General features: G+C 48.9%; 17 protein-coding genes and 1 pseudogene. 7 read left to right on the forward strand and 11 right to left on the reverse strand.

The annotated features are described in order from the left end of the window. The 4 genes from WC490_01520 to dnaA all read right to left on the reverse strand — a co-directional run. The coding region (locus tag WC490_01520; GenBank protein ID MFA5097290.1) for a DNA topoisomerase subunit B at positions 1-1,827 on the reverse strand (1,827 nt) is incomplete at its 3' end. Continuing rightward, positions 1,820-2,134 (reverse strand): DUF721 domain-containing protein, encoded by a 315-nt coding sequence (locus tag WC490_01525; GenBank protein MFA5097291.1) that lies wholly within the window; start codon positions 2,132-2,134, stop codon positions 1,820-1,822. The genes WC490_01520 and WC490_01525, both read right to left, overlap by 8 nt. A gap of 9 nt (positions 2,135-2,143) precedes the next feature. Next, positions 2,144-3,283 carry a DNA polymerase III subunit beta gene (gene dnaN / locus WC490_01530; protein MFA5097292.1) on the reverse strand — a complete coding sequence of 380 codons (1,140 nt, stop codon included), beginning with the start codon at positions 3,281-3,283 and terminating at the stop codon, positions 2,144-2,146. Between the two features lie 233 nt (positions 3,284-3,516). Beyond that, positions 3,517-4,887, reverse strand: coding sequence for a chromosomal replication initiator protein DnaA (gene dnaA / locus WC490_01535; protein MFA5097293.1), 1,371 nt, complete (start codon positions 4,885-4,887; stop codon positions 3,517-3,519). A gap of 244 nt (positions 4,888-5,131) precedes the next feature. Between dnaA and rpmH the strand changes: the two genes are divergently transcribed. From rpmH to folD, 7 genes and pseudogenes are all read left to right on the forward strand, one after another. After that, the gene (gene rpmH / locus WC490_01540; protein ID MFA5097294.1) at positions 5,132-5,272 is read left to right on the forward strand and encodes a 50S ribosomal protein L34; all 141 of its coding nucleotides are present in this window, start codon (positions 5,132-5,134) and stop codon (positions 5,270-5,272) included. A gap of 7 nt (positions 5,273-5,279) precedes the next feature. Beyond that, positions 5,280-5,594: pseudogene (rnpA, locus tag WC490_01545) on the forward strand (ribonuclease P protein component). Then, the gene (gene yidD / locus WC490_01550; protein MFA5097295.1) at positions 5,591-5,800 is read left to right on the forward strand and encodes a membrane protein insertion efficiency factor YidD; all 210 of its coding nucleotides are present in this window, start codon (positions 5,591-5,593) and stop codon (positions 5,798-5,800) included. Before rnpA ends, yidD begins: the two are co-directional and overlap by 4 nt. Before the next feature lies 1 nt (position 5,801). Next, entirely contained in the window at positions 5,802-6,443 is a 642-nt protein-coding gene (locus tag WC490_01555; GenBank protein ID MFA5097296.1) for a YidC/Oxa1 family membrane protein insertase, read from the forward strand. A 23-nt stretch (positions 6,444-6,466) separates the two neighbouring features. Beyond that, the gene (gene jag / locus WC490_01560; GenBank protein MFA5097297.1) at positions 6,467-7,099 is read left to right on the forward strand and encodes an RNA-binding cell elongation regulator Jag/EloR; all 633 of its coding nucleotides are present in this window, start codon (positions 6,467-6,469) and stop codon (positions 7,097-7,099) included. A gap of 4 nt (positions 7,100-7,103) precedes the next feature. Continuing rightward, on the forward strand, positions 7,104-8,471 hold the full coding sequence (gene mnmE / locus WC490_01565; protein ID MFA5097298.1) for a tRNA uridine-5-carboxymethylaminomethyl(34) synthesis GTPase MnmE: 1,368 nt from the start codon (positions 7,104-7,106) through the stop codon (positions 8,469-8,471). Between the two features lie 79 nt (positions 8,472-8,550). Further along, on the forward strand, positions 8,551-9,384 hold the full coding sequence (gene folD, locus WC490_01570; GenBank protein ID MFA5097299.1) for a bifunctional methylenetetrahydrofolate dehydrogenase/methenyltetrahydrofolate cyclohydrolase FolD: 834 nt from the start codon (positions 8,551-8,553) through the stop codon (positions 9,382-9,384). Between the two features lie 104 nt (positions 9,385-9,488). Here folD and rseP read toward each other — a convergent pair whose 3' ends face one another. From rseP to lpxD, 7 genes are read right to left on the reverse strand one after another with little or no spacing between them, the layout of a single operon-like run. Then, complete coding sequence (gene rseP, locus WC490_01575; GenBank protein MFA5097300.1) at positions 9,489-10,532, reverse strand: RIP metalloprotease RseP; 1,044 nt, start codon at positions 10,530-10,532, stop codon at positions 9,489-9,491. Continuing rightward, positions 10,532-11,674, reverse strand: coding sequence for a lipid-A-disaccharide synthase (gene lpxB, locus WC490_01580; GenBank protein ID MFA5097301.1), 1,143 nt, complete (start codon positions 11,672-11,674; stop codon positions 10,532-10,534). The genes rseP and lpxB overlap by 1 nt, the downstream gene beginning before the upstream one ends. 4 nt (positions 11,675-11,678) lie before the next feature. Beyond that, a complete protein-coding gene (gene lpxA, locus WC490_01585) occupies positions 11,679-12,974 on the reverse strand; it encodes an acyl-ACP--UDP-N-acetylglucosamine O-acyltransferase (protein MFA5097302.1) in 1,296 nt (431 codons plus the stop codon). Further along, positions 12,967-13,761 carry a UDP-3-O-acyl-N-acetylglucosamine deacetylase gene (gene lpxC, locus WC490_01590; GenBank protein MFA5097303.1) on the reverse strand — a complete coding sequence of 265 codons (795 nt, stop codon included), beginning with the start codon at positions 13,759-13,761 and terminating at the stop codon, positions 12,967-12,969. Before lpxC ends, lpxA begins: the two co-directional genes overlap by 8 nt. Then, positions 13,762-14,499: a hypothetical protein gene (locus WC490_01595; protein ID MFA5097304.1), complete on the reverse strand. Its 738-nt coding sequence runs from the start codon at positions 14,497-14,499 to the stop codon at positions 13,762-13,764. It lies immediately after the preceding gene. Continuing rightward, positions 14,496-15,677: a glycosyltransferase gene (locus tag WC490_01600; protein MFA5097305.1), complete on the reverse strand. Its 1,182-nt coding sequence runs from the start codon at positions 15,675-15,677 to the stop codon at positions 14,496-14,498. Before WC490_01600 ends, WC490_01595 begins: the two co-directional genes overlap by 4 nt. Next, the gene (gene lpxD / locus WC490_01605; protein MFA5097306.1) at positions 15,674-16,621 is read right to left on the reverse strand and encodes a UDP-3-O-(3-hydroxymyristoyl)glucosamine N-acyltransferase; all 948 of its coding nucleotides are present in this window, start codon (positions 16,619-16,621) and stop codon (positions 15,674-15,676) included. Before lpxD ends, WC490_01600 begins: the two co-directional genes overlap by 4 nt. Position 16,622: the final 1 nt, after the last annotated feature.

Raw genomic sequence — 16,622 nt, forward strand, 5'->3', positions numbered from 1 at the left:
CATCGTTGTCTCCCAGAGCTGTTCCGGGTTCATTTCGCCAAGGCCTTTGTACCTTTGTATGGAAGAGCCCTCTTTCCCGAGCGCCTTCATGGTGTCGGAAAGTTCTTTATCGGAATAGATCCATTTCTGGGTCTTGCCCTTTTTTAGAAGATAAAGCGGCGGTTGGGCTATGTACAAATGCCCGTTCTCTACTATCTGTCTGGCGTACCTGAAGAAGAAGGTAAGCAGCAGTGTCCTGATGTGGGCTCCGTCCACGTCCGCATCCGTCATGATAACTATCTTGTGATATTGCAGTCTTTTCAAAAACTCTGCTTCGGAAAGGTCTCCGTCCTTTTCCTCCTCCGGGTTCCCGTTGCCGTTGCCTTTTATCCCGGTTATTACCCCGCTTCCAATAACCGTTATCATCGCCCGGATCTCGTCGTTGTTCAGTATTTTGTCAAGCCTGGCCTTTTCCACATTTAGGATCTTGCCCTTTAACGGGAGAATGGCCTGGAACATCCTGTCCCTTCCCTGTTTTGCCGAGCCTCCGGCTGAATCCCCCTCAACTATGAAGAGTTCGCACTTGGCCGGGTCCCTTTCGGTGCAGTCCGCGAGTTTTCCCGGCAGAGTTGCCGTATCAAGCGCGCTTTTCTTTCTCTCCAGCTCCTGCGCCTTGCGCGCAGCTTCTCTTACCCTCATGGCAATAAGGGATTTTTCTACGATCGCTCTACCCGCGGCCGGGTTCTTTTCCAGATAATTGGTGATGCCTTCGTCCACAATGGAATCGACTATCCCTTTAACCTCTCCGTTGCCCAGCTTGGTCTTGGTCTGGCCCTCAAATTGGGGGTTCGGGATCCTTAAATTTATGACCCCGCTAAGCCCTTCCCTGACATCGTCTCCGGAAAGGGTCTCGCTTTCGTTCTTAAGAAGCCCGTACCTTTTTGCAAAGTTATTAACAGACCTTGTGAACGCGGACTTGAAACCCACCACATGCGTGCCGCCCTCTTTGGTCTTGATGCAGTTAACAAAAGAGAACAGGTTCTCGTCATAATAGTCCTTGCTGTGCTGGATGGCCACCTCAACAAAGATGTTGTCTTTTTCGGCCGTGGCAAATATCGGGGGCTTGTAAAGCGGGTCCTTTCCCTTGTTAAGGTGCTCTACATATTCTATTACCCCGCCGTCATATTTATATGTTTCGCTCCTGCCTTTCCCTCTCTCATCCGAAAATTTTATGGCAAGTCCTTTGTTAAGATAGGCCAGCTCCTGCAGTCTGCGTCCGACCGTCTCAAAATCATAATCTACCTCGTCAAAGATCTCTTTGTCGGCCAGAAAGGTTATTTTTGTCCCCGTGTTCTCTTCGGCATCCTTTGACTTGGTCCTTTTTTCCGGCTTCGGGTTGCCTCTTTCAAATTTCTGCCGGTAAATCTCCCCGTCCCTTGAGACCTCGACCTCCATCCACTCCGACAGCGCGTTAACACAGGACACCCCTACGCCGTGCAGGCCTCCCGAGACCTTGTAACCGCCCGCTCCGAACTTGCCTCCAGCATGAAGCGTCGTAAGCACCACCTCTGCCGCGGGCCTCTTGGTGTCCTTGTGGATATCGATAGGTATACCCCTGCCGTTGTCGTTAACAGAGATAATGTTGTCCTTGTGGATCGCAACCTCTATTTTGTCGCAGTGCCCGGCCAGAGCTTCGTCGACGCTGTTGTCGACCACCTCGTAGATCAAATGATGGAGGCCGGTTTTCCCGGTGGATCCAATGTACATGCTCGGCCTTTTTCTAACTGCTTCTATCCCGCCGAGTATTTTGATGTTGGATGCGTCATAGCCGGATTTTGATTTAGCCATCTTTTTCTCCTTGGGGGCGTTTGCTTCTGCCGCAGACCGTTATCTTGACATCTTTAACTATATTTTTTCTTGCCCTTCTATTGAATTCTTCGACGAACTGCATTCTTTTCATCCTAAGTTCCTGCGCAAAAGACGGGTCTTCGGAGGCAACGAACAAGATCCCCGAAGAAAACTTTACCGGCCAGCTCAAATCGTTCCTGTCGGCAACTTCGTTCCACATTTCCAGCAGCCTGTTTCCCTCTATCATGTCTCTGGCTGCCGGAAGGTTTTCTATCAGCCCCTTCAGTATCTGCCCGGCGTTTTCCATGTGGTCTTATTACGCGGTCGTATCAGCTGTTCTGATTGGCATAATAATGTACAGATAGTCGGCGCCGTTCATCGGCCTGATTATTCCCGGATTAACGGGCCCCGAAAATTCCAGGCTTATCTTGTCCGTATCAATAACCTTAAGCACATCCGTGAGAAGTCTGACATTGAAAGCTATCGGGGCCTTTGCCTCGCCTTTTATCTGCGCCTCCACCACTTCGTCGGCGCTTCCCACATCAGGTGTGTTCGCAAGTATGTGCAGTTTCCCGTCTTTGGTGTTGATCTTAACAATGTTTGAGCTTCCGCTTGCAATTACCGCGGTCCTTTCGGCGGCATCCAAAAAGAGCCCTGTGTCCGCCTCTATCTTAACTTCGCTGCTCTTGGGGATAACTTGTTTATAATCCGGGAATTGCCCTTGTATCAGCCTTGAGATCATATAAACATCTTTAAATTTAAAGGCTATTTGTTCGTTAGAGATGCTGATCTTAAGGTCTCCGCTTTCTTTGCCTTGCAGTATCCGGCTGACCTCGACAAGGGCTTTGGCCGGCACTATCACCGAGTTCTTTTCCGGGTTTCCGCCTATTTTTTCTCCCCTTTTGGCCAATCTGTAACCGTCCGTTGCCACCAGCCTTATGTTGCTGTCATCTTTTTCCTGTGAGCTTTTTCCCGTTTCAAATAAAACACCATTAAGGACATATTTGTCCTCGCTTTGAGATACAGAGAACACCGTCTGTTTGACCATGTCAACAAAGGTTCTTGTTTCTATGGTTATTGTTTTGGCCTCTTTGATCTTGGGAAGCACCGGGAATTCTTCGGAAGGAAGCCCGTTAATGTTCACATTGGACTGTTTATAAGCTATCTTTACCACGCCTTTTTCGCTCGCTTTTATGCTGATGGCCTCGCTGGGGAGCTTGGAAACTATTCCTCCCAGTGTTTTTGCCGGGATAAGGATGGAGCCCTCCTCTTTAACTTTTGCCGGGATGGTTACTTCGAGGCCCATTTCCAGGTTGTTGGCCGACAGACGCAGGCCGTCTTTCATAGCCTCAAATAGCACATTCCCGATTATCGGCAGTGTACTTCTTGTAAGAACTATCCTTTCAACGGCTGTAACCCCTGCAGAGAGATCTTCCTTGACACAGTTGATTTCCATTTTTGTCCCCTTCCTTTCTTATTATATCTCTATATTTAAAAAACTAGTAGTGATAATAGGACTTGTTGATTTGTTGATAATCCCGTTTTTCCTAAAAGCACGGCAAATTAAAATGGCCGGAACAATTGAAACACCTTGGCCCAATCTTGATATCCTGTGCATATCTTTTTTTATCCCCGCAATAAAAACCCGACCGGTCACTTTTCAACATGCCGTCAACAGGCAAAACACACCTAATCAACGCCGGCCTTGATCTTTGATGAGATCGTACTTACCGCCGAAGAGATCTCTTTGTCTTCTTTGATCAATTCTTTGATCTTTTCGCATGCATGGATAACGGTCGTGTGGTCCCTGCCGCCAAAAGCGCCCCCGATCTTATTAAGAGAAGAGCTGGTCAGCTCTTTTGAAAGGTACATGGCTACCTGCCGCGCAGTTGCGATCTCCTTGGTCCTGGTTTTTGCCGACATGTCCTCAAGTTTAAGGGAATAATATAGCGCCGTTGCCCTTTTTATGGCATCAATAGTTATCTGCGGTTTTGATCGCGACGGCGAAAAAATGTTCCTTAAAACTTCTTCGGCTACCGCAGGCGTGAGCTCGCGGCTTTCTATCGCGCTGTGGGCAAGAAGCCTGGTGAGCGCCCCTTCGAGCTCCCTGATGTTGGTGGTTATTTTGGTGGCTACCAGCGAAAGAACCTCGTCCGGGACCGACACCTCCTCTATCTCGGCCTTTTTCTTGAGTATGGCTATGCGGGTCTCAAAGTCCGGAGGCTGTACATCGGCTATAAGCCCCCATTCAAAACGGTTTCTCAGCCTTTCTTCTATGTCCGGGATCTCTTTCGGGGGCCTGTCGTTGCTTATTATGATCTGTTTGGATGATTCGTACAGCGCATTAAAAGTGTGAAAAAATTCCTCGGTGGTCCTTTCTTTCCCCGAAATGAACTGGATATCATCGACCATGATCAGGTCCGCGCTTCTGTATTTGTTCCTGAAGGAGTCCATTTTGTCGAACCTGATGGAATCGATGACCTCGTTAGTGAACTTTTCCGAAGTGACATACACGACCTTGGTCTTTGGGCGGGTCTTTAGTATGTGGTGCCCTATCGCTTGCATAAGATGGGTCTTGCCCAGCCCCACCCCTCCGTAGAGGAAAAGCGGATTGTACGCCTTGCCCGGCGCTTCGGAAACAGCAAGAGAGGCGGCGTGCGCGAATCTGTTGCCATGTCCCACGACAAAATTGTCAAAGGTATACCTTGGGTTAAGGAAAGACGCCTCCGGGCGCGAGGAGCTGGCTGCAGCCAGCTTTTTTTCTCTCTCTCTTTCTTCGGGGATGTCCTCTTTTTCCCTGGGAATTACTATGAACTTAATAGCCTGTATCTTGGAATTGCCGGAACTTTTGATGGCGGACAGGATAGAGGCATCGCATTTTTTTTCGTACAGCCAGTCCTGGGAAAAAACATTGGGAACGGCAAGGACCAGCGTCCCGCTCTCTATAGCGACCGGCCTTGTGGAAGTTGAGATCGTCTCAAATATCGGCTTGCTTAGTGTTTTTTCCAGCGTTCCAAGTATGTCTTTCCAGTACGAGCCGACATCAGGGATTTCTATCATTGTTTAACACCTTATCCACAGAAGCGCCTATATTATATAACGCAAAGGAACTGCCGCAAACACCCCGGACAGCAATGATTTTAGCATATATTGACAACAAAATTTGGACTTATCAACAACATTATCCACAAATCATTTCCAATTGTGGAAAACAAATCATTTCATAAATTATGATAGCACGACGAAGAGCTCAAAGCAACGGCTATAAATTGACAGGAAGAACTTAAAACGGTATAATTTAATCATGACCAAGAGAACATATAAGCCGAGCAAAAGGCACAGAAAGAATGTCCACGGCTTCAGAAAAAGGAACTCGAGCCACTTCGGGAAAAGGGTTCTTAAATCCCGAAGGAGGAAAGGCCGCCACAGGATCGCGGTCAAATAAACCGACCACCCTTAAGACAGAGGCGGATTTTGCCGCAGTGCTGAGAAAAGGCTCCCGTATAACCGGAAAGATCGCTTCTGCGCGGGTCCTGTTCAAAAGGGACGGCTTTCCCAGGCTGGGAGTGGCGCCTAAAAAGACTCTTTGCTGCGCCGTTAAAAGGAACAGGATAAGAAGACTGTTCAAAGAGGCCTTTAGAGAAGAATATCTCAATATTAATAAGCCTGCCGATGCGGTGATCTTTCCAACCGATAAGGCCATAGCCGCGAATTACGGGCAGGCAGTAGAATTCATAAGACAGATATTTCTTAAGACCTATACTTGAAAAGAATAATTATTATATTGATCAGGCTTTATCAAAAGGCGGTCTCTCCCCTATCCCCGCCCGCATGCAGGTTCTATCCCACATGCTCGGACTATTGTATCTGCGCAATAACAAAATATGGCCTAATTAGGGGAATAATTATGGGCACTGGCCGTTTGCTGAGGTGCAATCAATTCTTTAAAGGAGGCTTTGACCCGGTAAAATAGCATGCAAATATTTATTGATATTACGCTAAAAACTCTGGGATTCTTTTATGCCATTGGGTTCCACAATTATGGTGTTGCGATCATACTTTTGACGATAGCCATCAAAGTCGCGCTCTACCCTCTTACGCTTCAATCAACAAAGCAGATGGCTGCGATGCAAAAGCTTCAACCAAAATTTGAAGAGCTCAAGAAGAAGCATAAGGACAGCCCGGATAAATTCCAAAAAGAAACGATGGAGCTCTATAAAAAGCACGGCGTCAATCCCCTAGGAGGCTGCCTGCCACTTCTGCTTCAAATGCCGGTGTTCATAGCTTTATTTATGGCTTTAACAAGCCAAAATTTTAAGGATATGCTTGCTGTTTCCCAGGGGGCTGCCTCTTTCTTGTGGTTGAGCGATATTTCTGTTAAAGACCCAACATTTATTTTCCCGGTCTTGATAGGCCTTACTACATATTGGTCGCAAAAGACAATGCCGCAGAGTGCCGGACAGGACCAGATGAAGCATGTCATGCTAATAATGCCTTTCTTTATAGCCTTTATCAGCATAGAATTTGCGGCAGGGGTGCAGCTATATTGGATCGTTCAGAATATCCTGACCGTTGCCCAGCAGATGTACATAACCTCGAAGCACGGTAAGGTATAAATATAACCGAAAAGGAGACGAAGATGGCAGGGAAAGTACGGATGAAGGGACGCACCACGGAGGAGGCCGTTAAAGCCGCGCTGGAGGTGTTGAAAGCATCAAGGGATGATGTCGAAATCAGGATAATATCCGAAGGAGAAGCCGGCGTTTTAGGCGTATTTGGCGGGAAAGAGGCCGAGGTGGAGGTTTTTCAGCGCCTGACCCCGGAAGAAGAGGCAAAAGGAGTGCTCCAGGATATTTTGGACAAAGCAGGCTTTATCGCAAATGTTTATGTTGAAGACACAAAGAATGCCGAGGATACCATATGTCTTGAGATAAAAGGGGACGAGATCCCAAGAATGATTGGGAAAGAAGGGCAAACCTTGGACGCGCTACAGTATATTACATCAATTATTGCCAACAAGGGCAAGGAACAAAGGAAAAGAGTTTTAGTGGAGGCCGGAGGCTATAGAAAGAAGCAGGAAAGCCGTACCGAAAAGATCGCCAAGGAGTCCATCGAGGAGGCCCTGATATCAGGAAAAGAAGTCATCCTGCCAGCCATGACCGCCAGAGAAAGAAGGATAATCCATCTTGCGGTCAAACAGAACAGCAAACTAACTTCATATAGTACCGGAGAAAAGGGCGAAAGAAGGGTGGTCATAGCCCCAAATAAGTAGAGAAATGCCCATTTCTGATGACGACACTATCGCCTCCATTTCATCGGCTCCTTCAAGTGCCGCGATCGGGATAATAAGGATAAGCGGCCCAAGATCATTGTCATTGCTCAAGAGCCTTTGTTCCGCAAAGAAGGGAAGCTTTATCCCAAATATGATCAAATTTGCACAGGCATCTCACCCAAAGCGCAGCCACCTTATTGATGAAGTAATGGCGGTATACCTAAAAGCGCCGGCATCGTTTACGGGGGAAGATATGGCAGAGATATATTGCCACGGCGGCATCGCTGTAATGACCGCTATAATGGACTGTCTGATAGGTTTGGGCGCCAGACAAGCGGAGAGGGGAGAGTTTTCTAAAAGAGCGTTCTTGAACGGGAAAATTGACCTGATCAAGGCGGAAGCGATAGCGGCAATAATTGGCTCTAGAACACAGGAGGGAGCGAATGCTGCCGCAAGCCAGTTAGGCGGCATCCTTTCAAAGAAAATCGGCGAGATAACCGGCCGATTAACGGCTATTCTTGCGCTTATCGAGGCCCATCTTGACTTTCCAGAAGAAATGGGAAAACCCAACATAAGGTCAATAAGAAAAATGATGTCACAGCAAATTAAGGCTCTTGACGAGCTCTTGAATACGGCCGACCAGGGAAGAATATTAACAGCTGGAGTTGACTGTGTGATAGCCGGAGCGCCGAACGCGGGCAAATCCAGTCTATTGAACGCGCTGCTCAAATTTGAGAGAGCTATAGTAACAGGCATTCCCGGAACAACGACCGATACCATTGAAGAGGCGATCAATATAAAAGGAATAGCCATTAAATTGATAGACACGGCCGGGATCAGAAAGGGCAGGGGAGAGGTTGAGGCAAAGGGTATTGTCCGAACAAGGGAGGCCATTGAAAGAGCGGATATTGTTATAGTTGTTGTTGACGGAGCAAAAGCTCTATCAAAACATGATAAAGATATTCTGCAACAGGCAAAAGAAGCCCGGGGAGCGGCTATTGTAGCCCTTAACAAGAGCGACATCGGCAGGAAGATAAACAAGAGAGAACTGAAAGGTTTCGAGACAGTCCATATTTCGGCTCTCACAGGAAAAGGTCTCAAGGCTCTTGAGAAAACACTTCTCAATGTGATAACATCAAAGCGCATCGACCCCAAGGACGCGCTGCTTATAAGCACCAGACAGAAAGGTTCTGCAATGGAGGCAAGAGACGCTTTAAAAAGAGGCTTTTCGGCCATTAGCAATGATTTTTGCCCGGAGCTGGCCGGTATCGATGTCAAGGAGGCCATCTCCAGCCTAAGGAACATGACAGGCGAGGGGGTAAGCAGCCAGATAGCAGAAGAGATCTTTAGCAGGTTTTGTATAGGGAAATAAAAATGTTTCACGTGAAACATTTTTAGATAGTCGGAATGTTTCACGTGAAACATTCTATAACAAGCCAAGGAGAACATTAATGGTAAGCATAATAAACGGCAAGGAGTTAGCGGGAGATATTAGGGGAGGCCTCCGCAATAAATTGGCTAAAATAGGCAAAAAACCATCACTGGCGGTAGTCCTGGTAGGGGATGACCCCGCGTCAAAAGTTTATGTTGGGTCCAAGGAGCGATCGGCGGCTGAGGTGGGGATCCGGTCTGTTGTTAAAAAGCTGCCAGGCGGCACGACAGAGCAGGAGCTAGCCGCTCTCGTAAAAGAATTGAACGAAGATAGAGGAATAAACGGGATATTGGTCCAGCTCCCATTGCCGCGACATATTGATGCAGATAGAATTTTGGCTCAAATATCACCAAAAAAAGATGTTGATGGGCTGCATCCTTTGAACATGGGAAAACTACTTTTGGGTCAGGAGCCCTATTTCTATCCCTGTACTCCTTCGGGCATCATGGAAATGATCCATTCCTCAAAGATCGATCTTAAAGGTAAGAACGCGGCGGTTATTGGCCGCAGCAATATTGTTGGCAAGCCCATAGCCCAGATGCTGATGAAGGAGCATGCTACTGTTACGATATGTCATTCAAGGACAAGGGACATTAAGTCCTTTACAAAAACAGCCGACATTGTTGTTGTTGCCATAGGAAAGCCCAAATTCCTGACAGCGGATATGGTAAAGGAAGGCGCTGCTGTTTTTGATGTGGGCATGAACAGGCTTGAATCAGGGCTGGTAGGGGATGTTGACTTTGAAGGCGTAAAGGATAAATGCTCCTTTATTACTCCCGTGCCGGGAGGTATTGGCCTGATGACCGTGGCAATGCTTATGAAGAACTGTATTAGAAGCATGGAAATACAGTAGAAATTCATGGAAATACGATAGAAATTCTCAGAACAGATATATTTGTGCAAATAAGCGCAAAAATTATACGGTATTTTAACCGTATTTCTGCTGCGGACAGAGGATTAATGCTTAAGTATCCTGAAAAGATCGTTCACAGATACTACAGCGGCCAGGGCTAGAAGAGCGATCAAGCCCCACTGATGGATCTTGTTCTCCTGCTCAATTGGAATAGGCCTCCCCCTGACAGCTTCGATAAGTATAAAGACCAGCCTGCCCCCGTCAAGCGCCGGCAGCGGCAGCAGATTAAAAATGCCCAGATTGACGCTGATAAGCCCTATGAAGAACATTAATGAATAGACCCCCTGCGAGGCCGCCTGCCCGCTGAACTGAGCGATCCCGAGCGGACCGGCCAGCCCGGCAACGGACATTTTTCCGGTTATCAACTGCCCCAGTATGAACAGGATCCCGGCAGAGATCTCGTAAGTTTTTTTGGCCCCTGCCCAGAAAGAAGACACAAATCCGGTCTTATTCCTTTCTACTTCCAGCGCGAACCCGAGCAGGCCAACCTTATATCTCTCGTCATATTCGGGGGTAGCCGCAAGCATCACAGGATCGCCGTTCCTCAAGACCTCGATCCCGATATTTTTACCCGCGCTTTTATGTATAACATTCACCATCGCAAGAGGGTTGCTGTCCCTGAGCCCGTCCGCGGACAACAGTATATCCCCGGGCCTTATCCCGGCTGCTGCGGCAGGGGAGCCGGCTGATACGGAGGCTATTCTTGGGGATGTTTCGGGAAGGCCGTATACATTGGAAAGAAAAGCAAAAATGAGCACTCCAAGCACGAGATTAGCTATGGGGCCCGCGCAGATAGATTTGAATTTTTCCAGCGGAGGCTTCGATGAATATCTTTCTTCGGGAGGGCAATCTTTTTCTTCGGGGCTTTCTTCGTCTATACCGGCAAGCCGCACAAAAGCAAGTACCGGGACAAGATTCACGGAATAGACGGTATCTTTTCTTTTGAAGGAGAACAGGCGCGGCCCAAATCCTATCCCGAGCTCAAGCACTCTTATGCCTGCCCGTTTTGCCCACAAGAAATGTCCTGCCTCGTGCGCCAGCGCAACAATAATGAAAACGAAACAGAAGGCCAGGACGGATATTATCATCAGATCTTCCCCTTTAATTCGTTGTTTATTATCTGTGCAGCAAGCTTGACCGCCCCCGGAGAACCGAATTTTTTCAGCGCCTTTGCATACCCAGCCCGCATCTTTGCGGCGCTTTCCTTGTCGGTAAGCAGCTCGACAGCCTTTGCCGCAAGGTTTTGAGGGGTGGCCCTGTCCTGAACAAATTCGGGGATAACCTCGGAGCCGACAAGCAGATTGGTCATAGAATAGTAGGGGAGGCGTACCTTTAAGATCTTTTTGCCGATGAACTCGGAAACGGCGGATATTTTATAAGCCATTACCAAGGGAGCTCCAAGGATGGTCCCTTCCATTGTAATTGTCCCTGATGCCGCCAGCGATACATTTGCCGCGCTTAATATGTCATGGCTTTTGCCCTGCACCAGGCGGAGCCCGGAGAGCCAGACAAGTTTTTTTATCTCTTTTGAGAACTGGCCGCTTGATACAGATAGAACGAATTGGGCGTTCGGCACCCTAGACCTTATGATCTCACAAGCTTTAAGAAACACCGGGAGCAGTCCTCTGATCTCATGCAGCCGGCTTCCCGGGAACAGGCCTATTATAGGGAAATTGGGATTAAGCGAAAACGCCCTGCAAAAATCGGCTTTGTCCAGGGACAGCTTAATGGTGTCAAGATTAGGATTCCCTATATAGTCCACAACAGCCCCCGCTTTCCTATATTCCTCCGCCTCCCGCTCAAAGATAGCAAGGATCCGGTCCAGAGTTGATGCAACGCTCTTGACCCCTTTTGAGGTCCCCCAGAGCCATTCCTGAGGGGCAATATAGTAGATGGTCCTTACCCCCATTTTTTTCGCGTATTTTGCAAGCAGCATGTTAAAGCCCTGATAGTCCACCAGAAGCAAAAGATCGGGCCTTTCCCTTTTCAGGACCGCCCTCATCTTAAAATAAGCCAGTATTATGGAAGGAAGGAACCGGATCACTTCGGTTATGCCTACGGTGCCTTTTGAACTCAGGTCCAGGAGTGTTTCTACTCCGGCGGCGCGGCATCTTTCCCCGGCCATCCCGAACAGTTTTACGGAAGGATTGAGCTTAAGAAGCTCCGCGGCCAGAAAAGAGGCGTGAATGTCACCGGACACCTCTCCGGTGCTGAGCATGACCTTGATCATGGTCCTAAATTCCCAGTTCGGGCAGGTCCGGCAAAAGCAGGTCGTCGTTGTCCGAGGCCTCCATTTTCTTAAGGATGCCGCGGTCGGTTTCCTGCTCAAGGAACTCTATAAGATAGGAGATCTCCGGATAAGACACATTGAGTTTTTTCTTCAATTCAAAAATTGCCTGGGTCAGATTGAGCCCCGACTTGAACAATATTTTAAAAGCCTTTTTAAGTTCGTTCTGTGATTCTGCGCTGACCCCCCGGCGCATCAGTCCAACCGAATTAAGGGCCCTGACCTGCATTGGGTTGCCTTCTGCCAGCATGAAGGGCGGAATGTCCTTGGCTATCCTGGAATTTCCTCCTATCATTGCCATTTTACCTATCCTAACGAACTGATGTATGGTGGTCATGCCTCCGATGATAGCGTAATCATCTATCTGCGCATGGCCCGCCATGGCCACATAGCCGGCTATGACCACATTGTTCCCTATATTTGCGTTGTGAGGGATGTGGGAATAGATCTGGATCATTACATCATTGCCGATACGGGTAGTATTGCCTTCTCCAGTTGGCAGATGTATGGTAACGAACTCCCTTATTTGACACCTGTCCCCAATGACAACCCAGCTCTTTTCGCCCCTGTATTTGTGGTCCTGCGGAGGGGTCCCTATCGTGGTGCCGTGGCTGATCCTGCAGTCCTTGCCTATCTTGGTCCACCTGGATACGACCACACTGGTGCCTATCATGGTATTGTCGCCGATCTCGACATCTTCGCCTATTATGCTATAGGCCCCGATCCTGACCCCTTTGCCGAGCTTTGCAGTTGGGTGGACCACGGCGGTCCCGTCAATTTCGATCGAGCCTTCCTGCTGCTGTGCCGGAGAGATTATGGAACACATAAGCTCTCCTTCGCAGACAGGTGCGCCGTTTACCAGCGCAACGCCTTTCATCTTTAGCAGATTTGCCCTTCCCTTTAACAGTTCGACTTCCAGCCTCAACTGGTCGCCAGGAACAACCGGCTTTCTGAACCTGACACTGTCTATTCCGGCAAAGAGCGCGACCTTCCCTTTGTTCTCCGGCTGGAGCAGCACCGCCCAGGCCCCGACCTGCGCAAGGGCCTCCACGATAAGCACTCCCGGCATCACTGGAAGGCCCGGGAAATGCCCCGCAAAGAAACTTTCGTCAAAAGTAACATTCTTGATGCCAACCGCCCTTTTTCTAGGCTCATGCTCTATTATCTTGTCTACGAGCAGGAACGGATGGCGGTGGGGAAGCGTCTTCATTATCTCAACGGTGTCTATGTTAACTTCAGGCATTAAGTATCCTTTCTGCAAGCTTTGCGTTAAGCCTGTGCCCGGCCTTTTCAGAGACTATCTTGCCCTTTATTCTTTTCCCTGACAGGGCCATATCTCCCATTATATCCAGAATTTTGTGCCTTGCCAACTCGTTCGGGAACCGGAGCGGGCAGGAATACCCGTCCTTTAAGATCACGACAGCATTATCAAAAGATGCCCCGAGAGCAAGGCCGGCCTCTCTGAGCCTGTCGGCCTCTTCCAGAAAGCCAAAAGTCCTGGCAGGGGCGATCTCTTTTTCAAAATCGTCCGATAGGGCATCGAAGCTGGCCGATTGTTTTCCCACAAAAGAACCCGGGAAGTCAAGCCCGCACTCAATTATTAGCCCTTCGTAAGGAGCGGCGGTTATAGATGCGCCTTTCTCTTCAATGCGGAACTCCTTCTTTATTTCAACAAAAGGGGCGCTTATCTCCTGCTCCAGAATGCCGGCCTCTTTTATCATTCTCACATATTCAAGCGCGCTGCCGTCAAAAGCGGGCGGCTCTGCCCCCTCAAGCTTGACATCCAAATTAGTAATGCCGAGTCCGTAAGCGGCGGATAAAAGATGCTCTACCGTAATAAAGGCGCCAAGGGAGGTCCCTCTTTGTGTACCAGTTACGGAAGGAACAAGTGCGGGAACGCGGCCGGTTTTGGAAATAAAACAGATCCCGCTGTTTTCTTTTGCCGGGAGCAGCTCGATCAGGGACTCTTTTCCACTGTGAAGCCCCGTCCCCTTGCGGGAAACAGGGCCTCTGATGGTTTTTTGGAGCATCTAGAACGGGCTGGTCAAGCAGATACCTGCGCTAAAGCTCTGGGTCTCTTTGGCGTTGGGGCTGTTTGTGACGTTCAACCCTCTGACATTGATCGAAAAAGACCTTGCCAGGTCGTACCGTAGGCCGGCGTTCAACTGGAACACGCTCTCTCCCGCAAAAGCTTCGGCCATGGCTATCAGGTTTTTTGCTCCGACAGGAGAAGTAATGCCCAGCATGCCAAGGGGCCTAAACCTGTTGTAGTCCGGGAAGTCGAACATTGCTCCAAAGTGAAGGCCTAGGCCGCTGTTAAAATACTTGGTCGCTACCATATAGACATCGGATTCCAGTGAGGAAGTCAGGTTTTCAACTCCTATGGCCATATGAAGCGCATCCCTGTCGTTTGAGCTTGCCATCCCGTATTTGATGTTGATAAAAACGCCTTCTTTGAACCTGTTGGTCACCTTTTCGGTCCTTCCGACGAATCCTAATTCCAGGCCGTTGTTCGGTCCCATATCGGCCCCAAAGTTGGCCTTATATGACCAGCTGCCGCGCAGATCGGTGCCGGAGGTTATTGCCGTAGCGGATGAATTATCAAAAATATAGTCTATCCCAAGGTCCCAGTCCTTTGCCTTGAGCACATCTCCGGAAGGCATCCTTATAAGGCCGGTTGAGCCCGTTAGAGAAGTGGTTTGCGAGGCAAAAGAAGAAGAGCCGGTAAGGATCAGACAGGCACAAACTGCTACAAATACTTGTTTCACTGTTTTCTCCTTTCAGATACCAGATTATATATTAGCTCGAGTTTTTTTGCAAGGACTCCGGATGAGAACTCTGCCAAAGCGTTCTTTGAAGCGTTAAGCGAAAAGGCCTTGCGCAGGTTTTTGTCTTTTAAGAGCAACAGTATCCTGTCCGAGAACTCTTTAAGAAGGGCGTCCCTGTTGCCGGAGGCCGCTGTGCTGACCAGGTATCCGTCCTGCCCGTCATGAATGCACTCTGAGATACCCTGAGCATCAAGTGCGACCGCAGGAAGCCCGCAGGCCTTTGCCTCCGCAACTACAAGCCCCTGCGTCTCGGTAGTTGAGGCAAAGACAAAAAGATCGGACGCTTTGTAATAATCTAGAACCTCCGGATACGGCTTCTGTCCGGCAAAGACAACATTTTTTGAAATGCCCAAGCCTTCCGCCATTTGTTTGTATTCTTTTTCCAGGGGGCCGCCGGCGACGATCAATAGTAGGGGCGTATCGCGATACGCCCCTACAGGATCAAACGCACACAATACAATTTTAAATGCCTCAAACAAAAAAGGAATATTCTTTTCTTTGGAAAGCCGCCCGACATATACCAGGACAGGAGAATTTTCTGATATGCCCAACTCTTTCCTTATCCCGCAGGCAGAGGCCTTTCCCGCCAGTTCCATGTCTATTCCGGAGGCAAGGACATCAATAGGGGAGCTTACCCCAAAGCCCTCGAGATATTTTTTTGTAACGGCCGTCGGAACGATCACCCGGGCGCACCTGTTGCAAAAAGACCTTATCAAGAATGAAACGGCTTTTACCGAAAGAGCCCTGGGCAGCGGAACATTATGAAGGTATTCCGTGAACATGGTGTGGAAAGTAAACACAAAAGGTATGTTCTTTTTTCTTGCGTAACGCATCGCAAGTATCCCAAGCTGGAAGATAGAGTTTGAATGGACTATGTCAAAGCCAAGATCAGGGATAAGGCGGGACAGAGGAACAGCGATCCTGAAACCCGGATATTTTGTCGGAAGAGAGGGGAATCTTATTATCCTGCTGTTGTTGTCCTTGTGGCCGGGATAATCCGGAGCAAAGATGTAGACCTCATGGCCCAGGGCCAGTAATTCTTTTTCAAATATCTCGATCGACCTGGTAACACCGCTGATATACGGCTTGTAAGATTCGGAAAAGACCGCGATCTTCATTTTTCCTTTTCGAGTTTCTTGATGCGCTCGAAAAGCTCCGGCAGTTTTCTTATAAGTGCCAGAATGCGGTGTTCTTTGGCATGGTCCTGGGCGGGATATCCCAAAAGCACCGACTTTTGGGGGGTGTTCTTTGTCACGCCCGCTCTGCCCATCAGTATGCTGTCATCTCCTACATGCACATGAGGGGCCACTCCGCACTGGCCGGACATCTGGACCCGGTCTCCAACCGAAGAACTTCCCCCGAACACATTTTGAGAAGTGATGGCGCAGTTCTGACCTATCACGACATTGTGTGCTATATGGTTCAGGTTGTCTATCTTGGTGCCGCGCTTGATAACCGTTGACCCGATGGCTCCCCGGGCAATGCAATTATTGGCGTATATCTCGACATCGTCCTCGATAACCACCCTGCCTATTTGAGGGACCTTGACGAATTTCCCCCCGACCTGGACAAACCCGAACCCGTCTACCCCTATGACGCAGCCAGAATGTATAATGCACCTTTTCCCAATCCTGGTCCTCGGGTATAGAGTGGTGTTGGGATGTATGATAGTGTCGTCGCCTATTTCGCAGTTGTCCCCGATATAAGCCAAAGGATACACTAGTACGCGTTTGCCGAGTTTTACATTTTTTCCGACAAAGGCAAGAGAATGCACCCCGGGGCTGACCTCTTCAATAGGAGAGAACAGCCCAAGTATCTTTGCGAGCGCCATCCGTGTGTGGTCCACCCTTATAAGCGGTTTTTTAGAAGACCTGACTTCTTTTGGTACTACGAGCGCCGAAGCGGAAGAGGCCTCTGCGGCAAGAAGCTTGTTTATCTCAAGGACAAAAGCAAGATCGCCCTCTTTTGCGTCCTCCAGAGCGGCTACCCCGGAGATCACGATAGACGCGTCTCCCGCCAGCTCGCCTTCGACAAGAAGAGCGATGTCTCCGAGCGTTTTCACC

The organism is Candidatus Margulisiibacteriota bacterium (assembly GCA_041650635.1).
In the GTDB taxonomy this organism is placed as follows: Bacteria; Margulisbacteria; WOR-1; order JAKLHX01; family JBAZKV01; genus JBAZKV01.